Origin of the sequence: Candidatus Enterococcus murrayae (assembly GCF_017315985.1) — a bacterium.
GTDB classification, from domain to species: Bacteria; Bacillota; Bacilli; order Lactobacillales; family Enterococcaceae; genus Enterococcus_A; species Enterococcus_A murrayae.
The window spans coordinates 30,640-46,252 of the sequence record NZ_JAFLVR010000001.1; the positions used below are offsets into that span (position 1 = coordinate 30,640).

The 15,613-nt window shown below is 44.5% G+C and carries 14 protein-coding genes; all 14 read right to left on the reverse strand.

The genetic code is table 11. The features are described from left to right. Positions 1 to 27: 27 nt before the first annotated feature. The gene (gene carB, locus JZO85_RS00155; protein WP_207106476.1) at positions 28 to 3,210 is read right to left on the reverse strand and encodes a carbamoyl-phosphate synthase large subunit; all 3,183 of its coding nucleotides are present in this window, start codon (positions 3,208 to 3,210) and stop codon (positions 28 to 30) included. Beyond that, positions 3,211 to 4,290, reverse strand: coding sequence for a carbamoyl phosphate synthase small subunit (locus JZO85_RS00160; RefSeq protein WP_207106477.1), 1,080 nt, complete (start codon positions 4,288 to 4,290; stop codon positions 3,211 to 3,213). A gap of 4 nt (positions 4,291 to 4,294) precedes the next feature. Then, positions 4,295 to 5,575, reverse strand: coding sequence for a dihydroorotase (gene pyrC / locus JZO85_RS00165; protein ID WP_207106478.1), 1,281 nt, complete (start codon positions 5,573 to 5,575; stop codon positions 4,295 to 4,297). A 13-nt stretch (positions 5,576 to 5,588) separates the two neighbouring features. Then, a complete protein-coding gene (locus tag JZO85_RS00170; protein ID WP_207106479.1) occupies positions 5,589 to 6,515 on the reverse strand; it encodes an aspartate carbamoyltransferase catalytic subunit in 927 nt (308 codons plus the stop codon). A gap of 89 nt (positions 6,516 to 6,604) precedes the next feature. Then, positions 6,605 to 7,876: a solute carrier family 23 protein gene (locus JZO85_RS00175; RefSeq protein ID WP_207106480.1), complete on the reverse strand. Its 1,272-nt coding sequence runs from the start codon at positions 7,874 to 7,876 to the stop codon at positions 6,605 to 6,607. A gap of 35 nt (positions 7,877 to 7,911) precedes the next feature. After that, positions 7,912 to 8,451: a bifunctional pyr operon transcriptional regulator/uracil phosphoribosyltransferase PyrR gene (gene pyrR / locus JZO85_RS00180; protein ID WP_207106481.1), complete on the reverse strand. Its 540-nt coding sequence runs from the start codon at positions 8,449 to 8,451 to the stop codon at positions 7,912 to 7,914. Positions 8,452 to 8,669: 218 nt separating this feature from the next. Next, positions 8,670 to 9,578: an RluA family pseudouridine synthase gene (locus JZO85_RS00185; RefSeq protein WP_207106482.1), complete on the reverse strand. Its 909-nt coding sequence runs from the start codon at positions 9,576 to 9,578 to the stop codon at positions 8,670 to 8,672. Continuing rightward, positions 9,571 to 10,032, reverse strand: a complete 462-nt coding sequence (gene lspA / locus JZO85_RS00190) for a signal peptidase II (protein ID WP_207106483.1) — start codon at positions 10,030 to 10,032, stop codon at positions 9,571 to 9,573. Before lspA ends, JZO85_RS00185 begins: the two co-directional genes overlap by 8 nt. Before the next feature lie 2 nt (positions 10,033 to 10,034). Beyond that, positions 10,035 to 10,736, reverse strand: a complete 702-nt coding sequence (locus JZO85_RS00195; RefSeq protein ID WP_207106484.1) for a CBS domain-containing protein — start codon at positions 10,734 to 10,736, stop codon at positions 10,035 to 10,037. Between the two features lie 367 nt (positions 10,737 to 11,103). Then, entirely contained in the window at positions 11,104 to 11,604 is a 501-nt protein-coding gene (locus JZO85_RS00200; RefSeq protein WP_242550132.1) for a DUF2922 domain-containing protein, read from the reverse strand. Positions 11,605 to 11,694: 90 nt separating this feature from the next. Beyond that, the gene (locus tag JZO85_RS00205) at positions 11,695 to 12,078 is read right to left on the reverse strand and encodes a hypothetical protein (protein WP_207106485.1); all 384 of its coding nucleotides are present in this window, start codon (positions 12,076 to 12,078) and stop codon (positions 11,695 to 11,697) included. A 401-nt stretch (positions 12,079 to 12,479) separates the two neighbouring features. Beyond that, the gene (gene argD / locus JZO85_RS00210; RefSeq protein ID WP_207106486.1) at positions 12,480 to 13,622 is read right to left on the reverse strand and encodes an acetylornithine transaminase; all 1,143 of its coding nucleotides are present in this window, start codon (positions 13,620 to 13,622) and stop codon (positions 12,480 to 12,482) included. Beyond that, on the reverse strand, positions 13,619 to 14,368 hold the full coding sequence (gene argB, locus JZO85_RS00215; protein WP_207106487.1) for an acetylglutamate kinase: 750 nt from the start codon (positions 14,366 to 14,368) through the stop codon (positions 13,619 to 13,621). The genes argD and argB overlap by 4 nt, the downstream gene beginning before the upstream one ends. A 39-nt stretch (positions 14,369 to 14,407) precedes the next feature. Continuing rightward, positions 14,408 to 15,601 carry a bifunctional glutamate N-acetyltransferase/amino-acid acetyltransferase ArgJ gene (gene argJ / locus JZO85_RS00220; protein ID WP_207106488.1) on the reverse strand — a complete coding sequence of 398 codons (1,194 nt, stop codon included), beginning with the start codon at positions 15,599 to 15,601 and terminating at the stop codon, positions 14,408 to 14,410. Positions 15,602 to 15,613: the final 12 nt, after the last annotated feature.

Consider the following 15,613-nt stretch of genomic DNA (forward strand, 5'->3'; position numbering starts at 1 on the left):
AGTGAAGCATGCTCCACTCTGCAAAAATTAAATTTCTTGGATTGAAAATGCCCGTGATTCCATTACTCGTAAGATGGCATCGGCTGTATCTAAAGATGTGAACAACGGCACCCCATGCTCAACTGCTTCCCGGCGGATAATAAAGCCGTCTTCTGACGAGTTTTGTCGATTTTTGTCCATCGTGTTGATTACGACTTGTGCTTCGCCGCTGCGAATTAAATCGATCACGTTATTATCGTCTGACTCGGAAATTTTCGCGATTGTTTTCGCGTTCAAGCCGTTTTCTTCTAAGAATTTAGCTGTTCCGGCGGTTGCGATCAGGCTATAGCCGACATCCTTGAAGCGTTTGGCTAAGGCCAGAGCTTCATCTTTGTTCTCGTCTGCGACAGTGAACAGGACTGCGCCGAAATCAGGCAAATGCAGACCAGATGCCGCGAAAGCCTTATATAGTGCTTTGGCTAGGCTGCGATCGGTTCCCATTACTTCACCAGTCGATTTCATTTCAGGCCCTAAGTAGGTATCGACCTTTTGCAGTTTTGTAAAGCTGAAGACGGGTGCTTTAACATGGACCATGCTGCTTTCAGGATACAGCCCATCTTGGTAGCCCAGCTCTTTCAAGCTTTGACCAAGAATCGCTTTAGTCGCGATCTGTGCCATGGGAATATTGGTGATTTTACTCAAGAATGGAACTGTACGGCTGGCCCGCGGATTCACTTCGATCACGAAGACTTCGTCGTTATGGATGACGAACTGAATGTTCATCATACCAATACAATTCATTCCATGGGCAAGTCGGCGTGTATACTCCTCGATCGTTGCCTTCAGCTCCTCTGAGAAGGTTTGTGGCGGATAGACCGCCATTGAATCTCCTGAGTGAACCCCGGCGCGTTCGATATGCTCCATGATTCCTGGAATCAGGACTGTTTCGCCATCACAGATTGCATCTACCTCACATTCTTTACCGATCAGGTAGCGATCGACTAGAACAGGATGTTCTGGCGAAGCTTTTACCGCATTTGCCATGTAATCCTCTAAGTCTGATTGGTTCTCAACGATCTCCATTGCTCGGCCGCCTAAAACGTAGCTTGGACGTACCAAGACTGGATAGCCGATTCTTTCAGCGATCTTCACCGCTTCTTCGGCGCTTGTTGCTGTATCACCCGGCGGTTGCGGGATCGACAGGCTTTGGAGTACTTGCTCGAATTGATCGCGATCTTCTGCGCGGTCCAAATCTTCGATCGTTGTACCTAAAATTTTCACTCCGTTGTTTACCAGAGGTTCTGCTAAATTGATCGCGGTTTGTCCGCCGAATTGAACGATCACGCCGATTGGCTGCTCTAATTCAACGACATTCATGACATCTTCTAGAGTCAACGGTTCGAAGTATAGCTTATCTGAGACGGAGAAGTCAGTTGAGACCGTTTCTGGATTGCTGTTCATGATGATTGCTTCATAACCGGCCGCTTGGATCGCTTTTACTGAGTGAACTGTCGCGTAATCAAACTCCACACCTTGCCCGATCCGAATTGGTCCTGAACCTAAGACTAGGACAGATTCCTTAGCGGAGCGTACACTCTCGTTTTCAAGCTCATAGGTGCTGTAGAAGTAGGGGGTTTGTGATTCAAACTCCGCTGCACAAGTATCCACCATTTTATAAACTGGCACGATCTTTTCAGCCGTACGGAATTCCCGAACCTCATTAGCAGTCATTTCCCACAGCTGCGCGATCTTCACATCGGCAAAGCCGTTTTGCTTCGCCTGTTTCAGCAGATCAATGTCTTTTTTATTCTGTGCCAGCGCGTTTTCCAATTCAACGACGTGCAGCAATTTATCTAAGAAAAACAGATCGACTTTTGTCAGTTCATTGATTTCCTCGATCGAATAGCCGCGGCGGATCGCTTCAGTTAGATAGAACAAGCGATCATCCTGTGCCTTGACCATTTTTTCTGTAAGTTCATCATCGGTGACTTCGCTTAATTCAGGAAGCTCTGCATGATACGTGCCGATTTCTAAGGAACGAACGGCTTTCAACAAGGCTTCTTCAATGTTTCGTCCGATCGCCATGACTTCGCCAGTGGCCTTCATCTGCGTGCCAAGCACCCGTTCGCCGCTTTCGAATTTATCGAACGGCCAGCGTGGAATCTTCGCAACAACATAGTCTAAAGCCGGTTCGAACTCAGCATAAGTCGTTTCAGTTACCGGATTCTTCATTTCATCCAACGTTAGACCCACCGCGATTTTAGCGGCTAATTTAGCGATTGGATAACCGGTCGCTTTACTTGCTAAGGCTGATGAGCGAGAAACTCGCGGATTCACCTCAATCACATAGTAGTTGAAGCTATGTGGGTCAAGAGCCAGCTGAACATTACAGCCGCCTTCGATTTTTAATGCGCGAATAATTGATAAGGATGCATCCCGCAGCATTTGATATTCATAATCAGATAGTGTTTGACTTGGCGCGAAAACGATTGAATCTCCAGTATGGATACCGACTGGATCGAAGTTTTCCATGTTACATACAACGATCGCGTTGTCAGCTGAGTCTCGCATCACTTCGTATTCGATTTCCTTGAAGCCGGCGATTGATTTTTCAATCAAACATTGTGTAGCAGGCGACAGCTTCAGGCCATTTTCAGCGACTGTGCGAAGCTCTTCTTCGTTGTCGCACATTCCGCCGCCGGTTCCGCCTAAGGTAAAGGCCGGGCGCACGATGATTGGATAACCGATTGTGTTGGCAAAAGCGACAGCCTCTTCCACTGTATTGACGATCTCAGATTCAGGGATCGGTTGGTTCAATTCTTCCATCAGCTGTTTGAACAGGTCACGGTCTTCCGCTTGGTCAATTGCTGACAATTTCGTTCCCAGCAATTCAATCTTCAACTCATCTAAAATGCCTGAATCGGCTAATTCCATCGCCATGTTCAAACCCGTTTGTCCGCCAAGTGTCGGCAGGATCGCATCTGGCAGCTCTTTACGCAAGATGCGAGAAACAAATTCAAGGGTGATTGGCTCGATATAAACGGTATCCGCGATTTCCTGATCGGTCATGATTGTCGCTGGGTTTGAGTTCACGAGGACAACTTCATACCCTTCTTCTTTCAACGCTAAGCAAGCTTGTGTGCCGGCGTAATCAAATTCCGCGGCTTGTCCGATCACGATTGGTCCAGAACCGATCACCATGATCTTTTTAATATCTGTACGTTTTGGCATTTATGCTTGCTCCTTCCATGCATCCATCATTTCCATAAATTCATCAAACAAATGTACGCCATCATGCGGGCCCGGCGCAGCATCGGGATGATACTGAACGCTGAACGCTGGATAATTACGATGGCGGACGCCTTCGATCGTGCCGTCATTCACCTCTACATGAGTGACCATCAATTGATCTGGGTCGATTGTTTTTTCATCCACTGCAAAGCCATGATTCTGTGATGTGAAGTCGATTCGTCCAGTAGCAATCTCACGTACTGGATGGTTCAATCCGCGATGACCGAATTTCATTTTGTAGGTATCCGCGCCATTAGCTAATGAGAACAATTGGTGTCCAAGGCAGATGCCAAAAATCGGCACTTTTCCTTGAATCTGTTTGATCATTTCGATTGCTTCTGGTACGTCCTTCGGGTCACCAGGGCCATTTGTCAGCATTACTCCGTCGGGACAAAGATCCAGGATCGTTTGAGCGTCGGTGTTATACGGCATCACCGTCAAGTTGCATTCGCGGCGAGACAATTCACGTAAAATACTGTGCTTCAAGCCAAAGTCGATGACCACTACGTTGCGTCCCACACCAGGACTTGGATAAGGAGTGACTGTAGAAACCTGAGCGACTTGATTGGTTGGTAAGACTGTTGCTTTTAGTTGATCAAACGAGTGTTCAAACTGATCGGCCGGATCAACGATGCTGCCTTTCATGGTTCCAACGCTGCGCAATTTTTTAGTTAATGCTCGTGTATCGATTCCTGCGATGCCGGGAATCCCTTTGCGTTTCAAAAATTCATCTAGTGTCATTTGGTTCCGCCAGTTGCTGGCTAATCGCGCATGTTCTTTTACGATCACGCCCTTACAGGTTGGTGCGATCGATTCGTAATCATCACGGTTCACGCCGTAATTTCCTACCATTGGATAAGTGAATGTAATGATCTGCCCATTGAAACTTTGGTCGGTGATTGTTTCTTGATAGCCCGTCATACTAGTTGTGAAGACGACCTCACCGACAACAGTTGCTTCTGCGCCAAATCCTTCACCTTCAAATACTGTGCCATCTTCTAAAATTAAAAGTCTTTTCAACGTCTTAGTCCTCCTTGTTGTATACCAACTGACCATCCACGAAGGTCATCAGTGTGCCACCCTTGACTGGCCAGCCAGTAAAAGGTGTGTTCACTCCTAGTGATGCAAATTTTTTGTCATCGATCTTTTCTTCGTGACTTAGATCAAATACCGCGATGTCCGCCGGCTGACCAATGGTTAAGGTTCCAACCGTCAATCCAAAGATTTCCGCTGGTTTAACGGCCATCCAATCGATCACTTGTTCTAATGTAAATCGTCCTGTTTCAACAAAGTGCGTATAAATCAATTGGAAAGCTGTCTCGCTGCCGACGATCCCGAATGGTGATTTCAAGAAGCTTTGGTTCTTTTCCTCAAAGCCATGCGGTGCATGGTCAGTGGCGATACAATCGATCGTGCCGTCAAGCAGGCCATCAATCAACGCTTCGCGATCTTCTACTCCGCGTAATGGCGGATTCATCTTCCAGTAGCCATGGTCCTCTGGGATATTCTCATCGATCAAGATCAAGTGATGAGGCGAAACCTCCGCCGTAACATGGACTCCGGCTTTCTTTGCATCGCGAATTACTCGAACACTTTCTTTTGTCGATACGTGGCACACATGGTAGTGCACACCAGTTTCCTCAGCTAAGATCAGATCTCTGGCAATTTGTGAGGATTCGGTGGCGCTTAGAATTCCTGGAAGGTCCAATTTTTCACTGATTTTTCCTTTGTGCATGACACCGCCGAATAATAAGGATTCATCCTCCGTATGAGCAACTAGCGCCATATTGTTTTCTGCGGCTTCCTTCATTGCTAGGTACATCGTGCCAGCTGTTTGCACCCCTACTCCGTCGTTGGTAAAGGCGAAGGCGCCAGCGGCCTTCAAGCCCTTTTGATCAGTCAAGGTCTCGCTGCGAAGCTCTTCCGTGATCGGCGCGTATTGATGCACCTTGACTACCGCGTCTTTTTCAATGATCGCTTTGACGTCATTGAACTTTTCGACTGTATCTGGGACAGGATCAAGGTTTGGCATGGCACAGACAGTTGTGTAGCCGCCGCGAGCTGCCGCCTTCGATCCATCTTTGATGGTTTCTTTGTAGGTAAAGCCTGGTTCTCGTAAATGAACATGAACATCAACTAAACCTGGTGTGACTAATTGATTGTTTGCGTCGTACTCTTGATCAAACGTGATGTCTGAGAAATCTTTGCCAATACCGGCGATGATGCCATCTTCCAGCCAAAGGTCGCACGTGATTGTTTGATTGTCTTTTGTTACGATCTTTCCATTTTTAATTAATGTTTTCATTTTATCTGCCCCTTTACGATTTTCCTCTAAGTACTGCTTCCAAAATAGCCATCCGAATATAAACACCATTCGTCATTTGCGGAACGATGCGTGACTGCAAGCTTTCAACTAAGCTGTCTGCGATTTCAACATCGCGATTCACCGGTGCCGGATGCATGATGATCGCTCGTTTTTTCAATTGCGTTCCTCGTTCGATCGTTAAGCCGTATTTCTCGTGATATTCTTCCTTTGAAAAACTTTCTTGACCATCGTGCCGTTCGTGCTGTACGCGTAAAAGCATCATGACATCAACCTCTGGTACAAGTTCATCCAATGGGCGGTAAGTACCGTATACATCAAAGCTTTCGTCATACCATTCTTCCGGACCAGAGAAAAACACTTCTGCGCCAAGTCGTTTCAGCATTTGCATGTTGGACTTTGCTACACGGGAATGAGTGATATCCCCGACAATAGCGACTTTTAAGACGGAAAAGCGGCCAAATTCTTGATAAATCGTCATCAGATCCAGCAAGCATTGTGTTGGATGCTGACCGCTGCCATCGCCGCCGTTGACGATCGAGCATTGGATAGTCTTGCTTTGGATCAATTCATCATAGTAGTTCTCATCCCCGTGGCGGATAACCGCGACATCTACACCTAAGGCCGACATAGTCAGAACAGTGTCGTATAAAGTCTCGCCTTTTTGGACAGAGCTCGTTTTAGCGTCAAAATCAATCACATCTAGTCCCAGTTTTTTTTCAGCGACTTCAAAGCTTTTATGGGTCCGTGTACTATTTTCAAAGAAAAGATTGGAAACAAAGTATTGGTCCTTATGCGGCGTCCATCGCGCACCTTGTTTGAATTGCTGCGCACGGTGAATCAGTCCCATGACTTCTTGATCGGTTAAAGCCTCCACCGTCAACAAATGCTTTAGGCTGATTTCCTCAGACTGGATGATCATGAAAATTCCTCCTCGTTCTTTCAAATATCGTCATTTTTTGACAAAAATGAGTTTACTTTTCATTTAACTATCATTGCTTACATTCACTTTTATTTTTCGCTGCGTGCTTGATCCGGTAAAATCAGATTTAAAATGATTCCTAAGACGGTTGCTAGAGCCATCGCTGACAAGGTGAAGGTTCCTGCCTCAAAAACTAGGCCGCCGATACCGATAACTAAAATCGTTGACGCGATTAATAAATTCTTTTTGCGGTCAAAGTCAATCTTGTTTTCGATTAAAATCTTCAATCCGCTGGCTGCGATCACTCCGAATAGGATAAAGCTGATTCCTGAGATGACTGGTCCCGGAATGCTTAAAATCAAAGCGCTCAGTTTCCCGACAAAGCCTAGCAAGACTGCAAAGATCGCTGCACCACCGATAACGAATACGCTATGCACACGTGTGATCGCAAGTACGCCGATGTTCTCACCATAACTTGTTACTGGGGGTCCGCCGACAAAGCCTGCGACGATTTGAGCGAGACCGTCACCCATCAATGTGCGATCCAGACCTGGATCGTCGAAGAAATTACGTTTCGTTAATTTATTCAGAACCATCAAGTGTCCAATGTGTTCCGTCATTGTGACAAAAGCAATGGGTGCCATGGTCGTTATTGCATTGATATACAGCTTTGGCTGATAGCTGACAAAAGGCACACTGAAAGCTGGCATCGCCAACCATTTTGCATCGATGATCGGTTGATAGTCGATGATGCCAAAAGTCATTGCTGTGACATAACCGCCCACGATTCCTAATAGGATCGGGATCAGGCCTAAGAAGCCGGTGAAAAACATGTTGAAGAATATCGTCAGACCTAAGGTGATCAGCGCTACTAAAACATATTTGAAGCTGTAAACACCGTTGTTAAACATCGCATTTTGAGCTGCATTGCTAGCTAAGCCTAGACCGATGACCATTACTACTGGCCCTACTACGATTGGCGGTAAAATCTTATCCAGCCAGCCGGAGCCGATTTTTCGAATAATGAAGGAAACGATCAGATAGACCAGGCCGCAGGTCAAAGCCCCCTGCGCGACTGCCGGATAGCCGTCACTTTTCATCAGTAATTTCATCGCCGCGATAAACGCGAAGCTGCTGCCAAGGTAAGCAGGGATTTTTCCTTTAGTAACCGTCAGATAGACGATGGTCCCCAGTCCAGAACTGACTAACGCGATACTGGGGTTGATGCCCACTAAGATCGGTACTAAGACTGTCGCGCCAAACATCGTAAATAAATGCTGAATACTTAAGCCTATCCAGTGCCCTGCACTTGGGCGGTCGTGAATATCTAAAACAACGTCATCATTGTGAAACTCTTCCATGGAACTTCCTCTTTCTAGTATCTAAACAGTAATTTTTATTTTTCTTCCTTTTGGATCAAGATGCGATCTTGTCCATCGTTTTCTTCCATTTCAACGACAATTTCTTCAGTTAGGGCAGTTGGAATATTTTTCCCTACATAATCTGCGCGGATTGGTAATTCACGATGCCCGCGGTCGACTAACACTGCTAATGAAATACGATTTGGCCGCCCCAAATCGATCACAGCATCCAGAGCTGCGCGGATCGTTCTGCCGGTGAACAATACGTCGTCGACTAAGATCACTTCTTTGCCCTCAATCGAGAAAGGAATGTCTGAAGAATGTAGTTCCGGTTCTGCTTCTGATACCTTCACGTCATCGCGGTATAAGGTGATATCCAGCTCTCCAACCGGCACGTCGATGTGCTCCAATTGTTTCAGACGCTCGGCAATTCGTTGAGCGATAAAAATTCCGCGGGTCTTTATCCCAATCAAAACAATGTCCTGAACCCCTTTATTCCGTTCGATGATCTCATACGTGATTCGAGTCAATGCTCGCTTCATTGTTACCTCATCTACAACTTCTTTTTTATACATCCTGTCTCCTCCTTAAATGTTTGCAATAAAAAAACTCCTACCCGCAATCAGGTAGGAGGAATGTTATCGACTTCGTCAAAACGATAGTGTTCACCTAGGCGCACCTAGTCCAAATCACTATCTACTTCCTTCTTAGCCTCACGGGACTACTCTTAAAGGATCACTATTAAGTTATTTATTTCTTACTAAAGACACTATACTATTCCTTATTTAAGAAATCAATCTTTTTCTTTTAACTGCTGCAAAGTTTTTTTGAAAATTTCTGGGAGCGGGGCTTCAAAGACCATCATCTCGCCTGTTGTCGGATGTTCAAAACCTAATAATTTTGCATGCAGAAACTGGCCGTTGCCTTTTAACGTTTTCTTCGGTCCATATAATGGGTCGCCTGCTACTGGGTAGCCGATATATTGCATGTGGACTCTGATCTGATGTGTCCGCCCGGTTTCCAATTGCAGTTCGATCAAGGTATAGTCTTCAAAGCGCTGCAATACCTCAAAATGAGTCACGGCTTCTTTGCCGCCTTCAATAACTGCCTGCATCTTACGATTGACCTTTGAACGGCCGATCGGTGCTTCGATTCGGCCCTTTTCATGAGGAATCTCACCATGAACCAATGCTACATATTTTCTCAAAGAGGTCTTGTCTTTAAGCTGTTTAGCTAATGCTTCATGGGCACGGTCATTTTTCGCTACCATCAAAAGGCCGGAGGTGTCCTTGTCGATCCGATGTACGATTCCGGGGCGAACCACGTCATTGATCGTGGAAAGATTTTTGATTTGATGCAGCAGACCGTTGACCAAGGTTCCCTTAGGATGCCCAGCGGAAGGATGCACCACCATTCCTTGAGGTTTGTTTACTACAACTACATCCTCATCTTCATAAACAATGTCCAGCTCCAGATTTTCCGGTACAAGATCTAATTCCTCTGGTTCAGGAATCACGATCAGAATCTTGTCCCCAGCACTGACCTTGTAATTCGCTTTGACGACCTTTCCGTCGATTGAAACACATTGTTCTTTGATCCATTGCTGAATTTGTGAACGAGAATAGTCGGCCAAGCGTTCATTCAAAACCTTGTCGATCCGTCCTGTTTCAGCTTTTATAATAATTTCAATTTGATTATCCATTTTTCTTGTCTCTCTCATCTAATAGAATGTAAATAAAAATCATGATTACGCCAGCTACCAGCGCCATATCCGCAATATTAAAAATTGGAAAATTGATAAAATCTAATCGAAACATATCCACCACATAGCCTAAGCGAAAACGATCGATAAAGTTGCCGATAGCTCCAGCCAAAAAGAAACTCAGCCCGATGGTCAGCCACTTGCTCTCATGTAAGTGTTTGACTAAATAATAGATCACCGCAACGACTGCTACGATTGTAATCACAATAAAAAAGATCTGCTGACCTTCAAACAGACTGAAGGCTCCGCCAGTATTTCGAATATGCGTCAATGATAAAATATTAGGAATGATCGTCTGACTGTCGCCAAAATTGTATTGGCTGACGATCCACCATTTGAACCACTGATCCAGCGTGATGATTCCTGCGCTTAGTAATAAATAAATGACTAACAAGCTTACTGCTCCCCTTCTTGACTATAAATATCCCTCGGCCGGATGATCCCCAGCAGATTACCGTCTGAATTACCCTCTTTGGTGATTAGGATTGCTTCTAGGACAGCTTCTGTCTGGAACATCTTTTCAACTTCAGAAACCTTCGTATCCTTCGAAATAAATTTAAAATTGGCTCGTTTTCCATTTGCCAGCAGTAAATCCTCCGCGATCCGGCCTTTCAGACTCACTGAACCGCTTAAACTAGCCTGGGCAAAATAAAAACCAATCGTGCGTAAAGTGATCAGCCCCATGAACTTTCCCGAGTCATAAACCGGAAATTGAGAAAAGCGCTTTTCCGTAATAATCTTCATGAGCTCGACTAATGGCAGATCTCGTTCAAAGCCGGTCACGTTTTTCCCAAAACGCGGCAGCACTTTTTCTGGCCGTAATAAATTTTCTTCAATCTGCTTGATCCGCTCAACCGCCCACTCATTTGGTTCAGCGATCACAAAATCATCGGCCACCTGATCATGAACGATGGCATTTCTCAGCTGTGCCAGCTGTAGCAAATCATTTTCACTCTCACCGATCAAGTTGTCGCGACGCTTTGACAGCCGCCGAACCGCTTCACTAAAGCTCATATTGACAGGATTGCCCAACTGACGCTTCAATTCCTTTTCGATTCGATTAAATGTGCTTAAAAAAATGTCTGCCCTTTCTCCCATTCAGCTGCTCCTTCTAAAAGATTTCTTTGAAAATCTCCGTTTCGCATAAACAAACAGAAAGATTCCAATGCGATAGCTCCAGTATAAGTGAAAAAAAGCAGCAAGGAAAGTCTTAGCTACAGGAAAAAAGCAAAAGTAGGTGTTCAAATGGAGTCAAATGTAAAAGAATGTCTTATTGAAAAGACCTCATGCCAAATAGCCCGCTGAATCAGCAGGCTTAAAAAATACCACTATTAAAATAATCACAATAAACTGGCCAGTTATTGCTGAATACCTGCTGACTACCAACATTGGATTTATGAATCAGCAGCTATTCGATTAAATAATTGCTTTTGCTTCTAAAAAATTGTGCACTGACGATCATTATCTAACGGTCGATTATTTCAATCAGCGTAAAGACATTATCCTCAAGCCAAGCGTCTTCTATTTGCGGATTCTCAGGCAAGCAAGCGCTCAGCAAAGAAGCTGTTTGCTCATCATCTAAATCTTGCGGATCGATTCCTGCCGGCAGCTCGATTTTCCGAATCAAGATCCCAGGTTCTGGATTTTCTGCTGTAATGATAAGGTCTTCCGGTATTCGAATCAGGACTTCCTTTTTTTCAGCTCCATGATTCAAAGCAGCAGCTCTTTGCAAGGCTGCAGTATTTAGCTCCTCGTCATTTTCATCGTAGAACATAGTATCGGTCGTTTCGATCAGCTTTGCCCCAACTGCTTTCTTGAAGGAACCGACACCGTCTTTTTCAAATAGGTCAACGATCGCTAGCTTTTCCAAGGCTGCTTTGATCGCCTCTGGTGAAAGTTCTTGATTTAGATTTCTTATGCTGAAGCGATGGAGCTTTCCGTTGCTCTTTTCAAATTTTAACGCCAATCTGTTTTTTTTCAGCTTCTTAATAAGCCCTCCTCCTTTCTTCCTGTTTATTGGAAATTTTTAGCTCAAAGATACTGCCACCAATCAGCTTCATGAGCCCACTAATCCTTCCAAAGATATTCTGCTGAATAGCTTTTGCAGTTTTTTCAGCTTTCCAGTAACAAATGTTTTTATGGTAAATAATTTCAATGACAGTATTTTCCATTCCTTTGAGTCAAAGTATTCCTCAAAGAAAATATAGAAGCGGCGCAAAAGGCGGCTGCTCTTCATCTTCAAGAAAATATGCCGAACAAGACCCTTCAGCATGAGTGAAAAGTCGTCTTCTGTCAGCTCTTCTCGTACCTGCAGCACAAGCAGAATCTCTAGAACTTCCTTGATATCTCCTGTTAATTGAAAGTATTCATTGACCCGTTTTTCGATTGTTTTACGCTTTAGGCAAAACAGCTGGCGTTCATTCAATAAATGCTCGTTCATTATTTTTCCTCCTTTCATAGTTAATAAAATAGGCTATATGTTAAAGTATCCGCTCTTTATCTTCAACTGCTGCGCGCGTTGCCGTTGAAGACAAACAGCATCCCACTGTTGTCGTTGATTTTCTTACTTGATAATGATTCGTACATAATGGTTACGAATAAACCATATCTCTTTTTTGAATCGCTTTCATCCCTAAAAGTTAATTTGTTATTAAATATAATGATCGGTAGCAGGTGAAACGTTGATTTAGCAAGGGGTATTAAGGTTTAAAATAGCAAAATAATTTCTTCTTGTATTTGAACTATTTGGTTTTCCTAATAAAATACGCAAAAAATCCTCACTATTTTTAAAAACAGTGAGGATTTTTTACGTATTTTGATTCGAAATCCTATTAATTTAATCTATCCAAGCAGGACCGATCGAATAATTTCAACACCGGCTGCTAGTTCTTCTTGGCTGATTGTCAAAGGCGGCAATAATCTGAGGACATTTATCCCAGCCTTGATCGCTAATAATTTCTCTGCCTTCAAGTCCTGAATCGTTTGCTGCAGAGTCTCAGCCGAATTCAGTTCGATTCCCAGCATAAGCCCCTTGCCGCGAATAGCCACTGCTTTTTCTGAAGCCTCTGTCACCTTTGTTAATTCTTCCATCAAATAATTGCCTTTTTCCGTAACTGCTGCCAAAAATTCTGGTTGATTGATTTCACTAACTACCGTGTCAGCTACGCTCATTGCTAGATTGTTTCCTCCGAAGGTCGTGCCGTGGGAACCTGGTCCAAAAGAATCAGCTAATTCCTTTTTTCCCAGCATAGCACCAACTGGAATGCCATTAGCCAGTGCTTTAGCAAGTGTGATGATATCTGGCTCGATTTGATAAGCTTCAAAGGCGAAAAAGGTTCCTGTTCTTCCCATTCCAGTTTGAATCTCATCAATAATCAACAGGCTGCCATTTTCTTTGCATAATTTTGCGACTGCCTGAAGCCATTTTTTGTCTGCCGGGATGATTCCGCCTTCTCCCTGAATCACTTCCAGCATTACTGCCGCGACATTTTCATCCAGCTGCTGCTTTAAAGGCTCAAGCTGATTGTATGGCAGGTACTCAAAGCCCGCGACAATGGGAAAGAATCCGGCTTGCAAGGCTGGTTGTCCTGTCGCGCTCAGCGCGCCATAGGTTCGGCCGTGAAAGGAATGCTCGAAGCTCAATATTTTTGAGCGGCCGGTTGCTTTCCGGGCTAATTTGATGGCCGCTTCATTAGCTTCGGTCCCGCTATTACAGAAAAAGGCCAGATAGTCTTTGCCCATGGTCAATTTTTCAGCTACAAGCTCTTGCAGATTGTTCGTATATAAATTAGAGCTGTGCCAAATCTTGCTCGCTTGTTCAGCTAAAGCCTGCATTACTTGGGGATTGTGATGCCCAAGATTGCTGACTGCGATCCCACTCATAAAATCCAAATACTTTGTTCCATTTTGATCGAAAACATAGCTTCCTGAGCCGTCAACCAAATCGATTTCATCTCGTGCATAATTCGGAAATAAATGGCTCATACAAGGACCCCCTCCTTTGTTATAACGGTACCTGTCTTTTCAATGCAATTTGTGATATGAACCTCTGAGACACCGTTCTCCAAAGCATTGATGGCACTATCCAATTTAGGAAGCATCCCGCCTGTGATCACTTTTTCAGCTTTTAGCTGTGCTACTTCAGCGATTGAGATAGTTTCAAGCCACTCACCAGCTTGCTTCACACCCGGTACATCTGTTAGTAGGTACAACGCCTCTGCACCAAGCTCTTCGGCAATCTTGCAGGCAGTGTCATCTGCATTTACGTTTAACCATTGTCCCGAACTAGTCATGCCTAACGGAGCGATGATCGGAATATAGTTTTTATGCAGGACGCTTTCGATAGCTGCAGGATTGATTTCTGTGATTTCGCCGACATAGCCTAATTTCTCCTGATCAATAAATTCTCCTTGAATCATATTGTCGCTGGAAGCGTTGAGTCCAATCGTTGCAAATCCCTGCTGCTGGAACAAGGTGGTAATAGCTGGCTGAACCTGACCGATCAACACCATTTGAGTGATTTTCAACGCCTGTTCGGTCGTTACACGCAAGCCCTCTTTTATTGTCACCGGAATGTTCAACTGCTCCATCATTTCAGTGATATAGTAACCGCCGCCGTGGACGATAATGATCTCATGACCATAGGCTTGCCATGATTCGATCTGTTCAAAAAACTTCTTTGTTAGATTATCACTCGCTACTCCGCCGATTTTTACAACAATTTTCCCCATAATCCATTGCTCCTTCATTTCTGGTTATATTTCTAGTCATCAAGTATGATACAAGGCGTTCACTTCGACGTATTTGTACGTTAGATCGCATCCCCAGGCTTTTCCGCTTTGTGTCCCGATATTCAAATCAACGGTGATACAGATTTTTTCTTTTTCCAGTGTCTGCTTCATCGCGATCTCATCAAATTCCTGCGGCTGACTATGCTTCAGCAATTGCTGATCGCCGATCCACATATCGATTTTTTCTGGATCAGTATGTGAGCCGGCGTAACCTACCGCACAAATGATCCTTCCCCAATTAGGATCTTCACCGAACATCGCCGTTTTCACCAAACTGGAACCAACGACCTTTTTCGCCACCAACCGTGCTTCTGTTTCATTGAGTGCGCCGACAACCTGAACTTCAATCAATTTAGTCGCACCTTCGCCATCTTTTGCGATCATTTTTGCCAGTGTTTCACTGACTAACTGGAACATTGCGACAAATTTTCCATAAGCTTCTGTATTTTTTTCAATCACCGGATTTTCCGCCAGGCCGTTCGCAAGAACTAAGACCATGTCATTGGTTGAGGTATCTCCATCGACTGTGATTTGATTGTACGTCGTTTCTGTTTTGTCAGCTAAAATCTCCTGCAGTAGCTCCTCTGATATTTGCGCATCGGTTGTGACAAAGGCCAGCATGGTCGCCATGTTGGGATGAATCATACCAGAACCCTTTGCAACACCAGCCATAGTTACTGTTTGTCCGTTAATTTCTTCTGTCACTATGATTTCTTTGGTTGCTGTATCAGTCGTTAAGATCGCTTCATGAAATGCATAGTCAAATTGATCTTGCAGATCAATTTGACTAATCCCAGCCTCGATTGTTTCCATCGGCAGTTGTTTTCCGATGACACCAGTAGAAGCGACCGCTACACTCATTTTATCGATCTTCAAATGTGCCCCTGTGAGAGCCTGCATTTTTTTGGCGTTTTCTAACCCGATTTTTCCAGTACAAGCGTTTGCTACACCAGAATTGACTACTACTGCTTGAAGCTTCTGATCCGTCATCGCTTCTTTCGTGACATAAATCGGTGCTGCCTTTACTTGATTGGTCGTATAAACCGCCGCAGCATTAGCCGGCACCTCTGAATAGATAACTCCTAGATCTTTCTTTTCTTTCTTTAAACCTGCATGTAAGCCAGCGGCGTAAAAGCCTTTGGGACTGGCGATCGTTCCTTCGATGATTTGCATACGTTTCACACT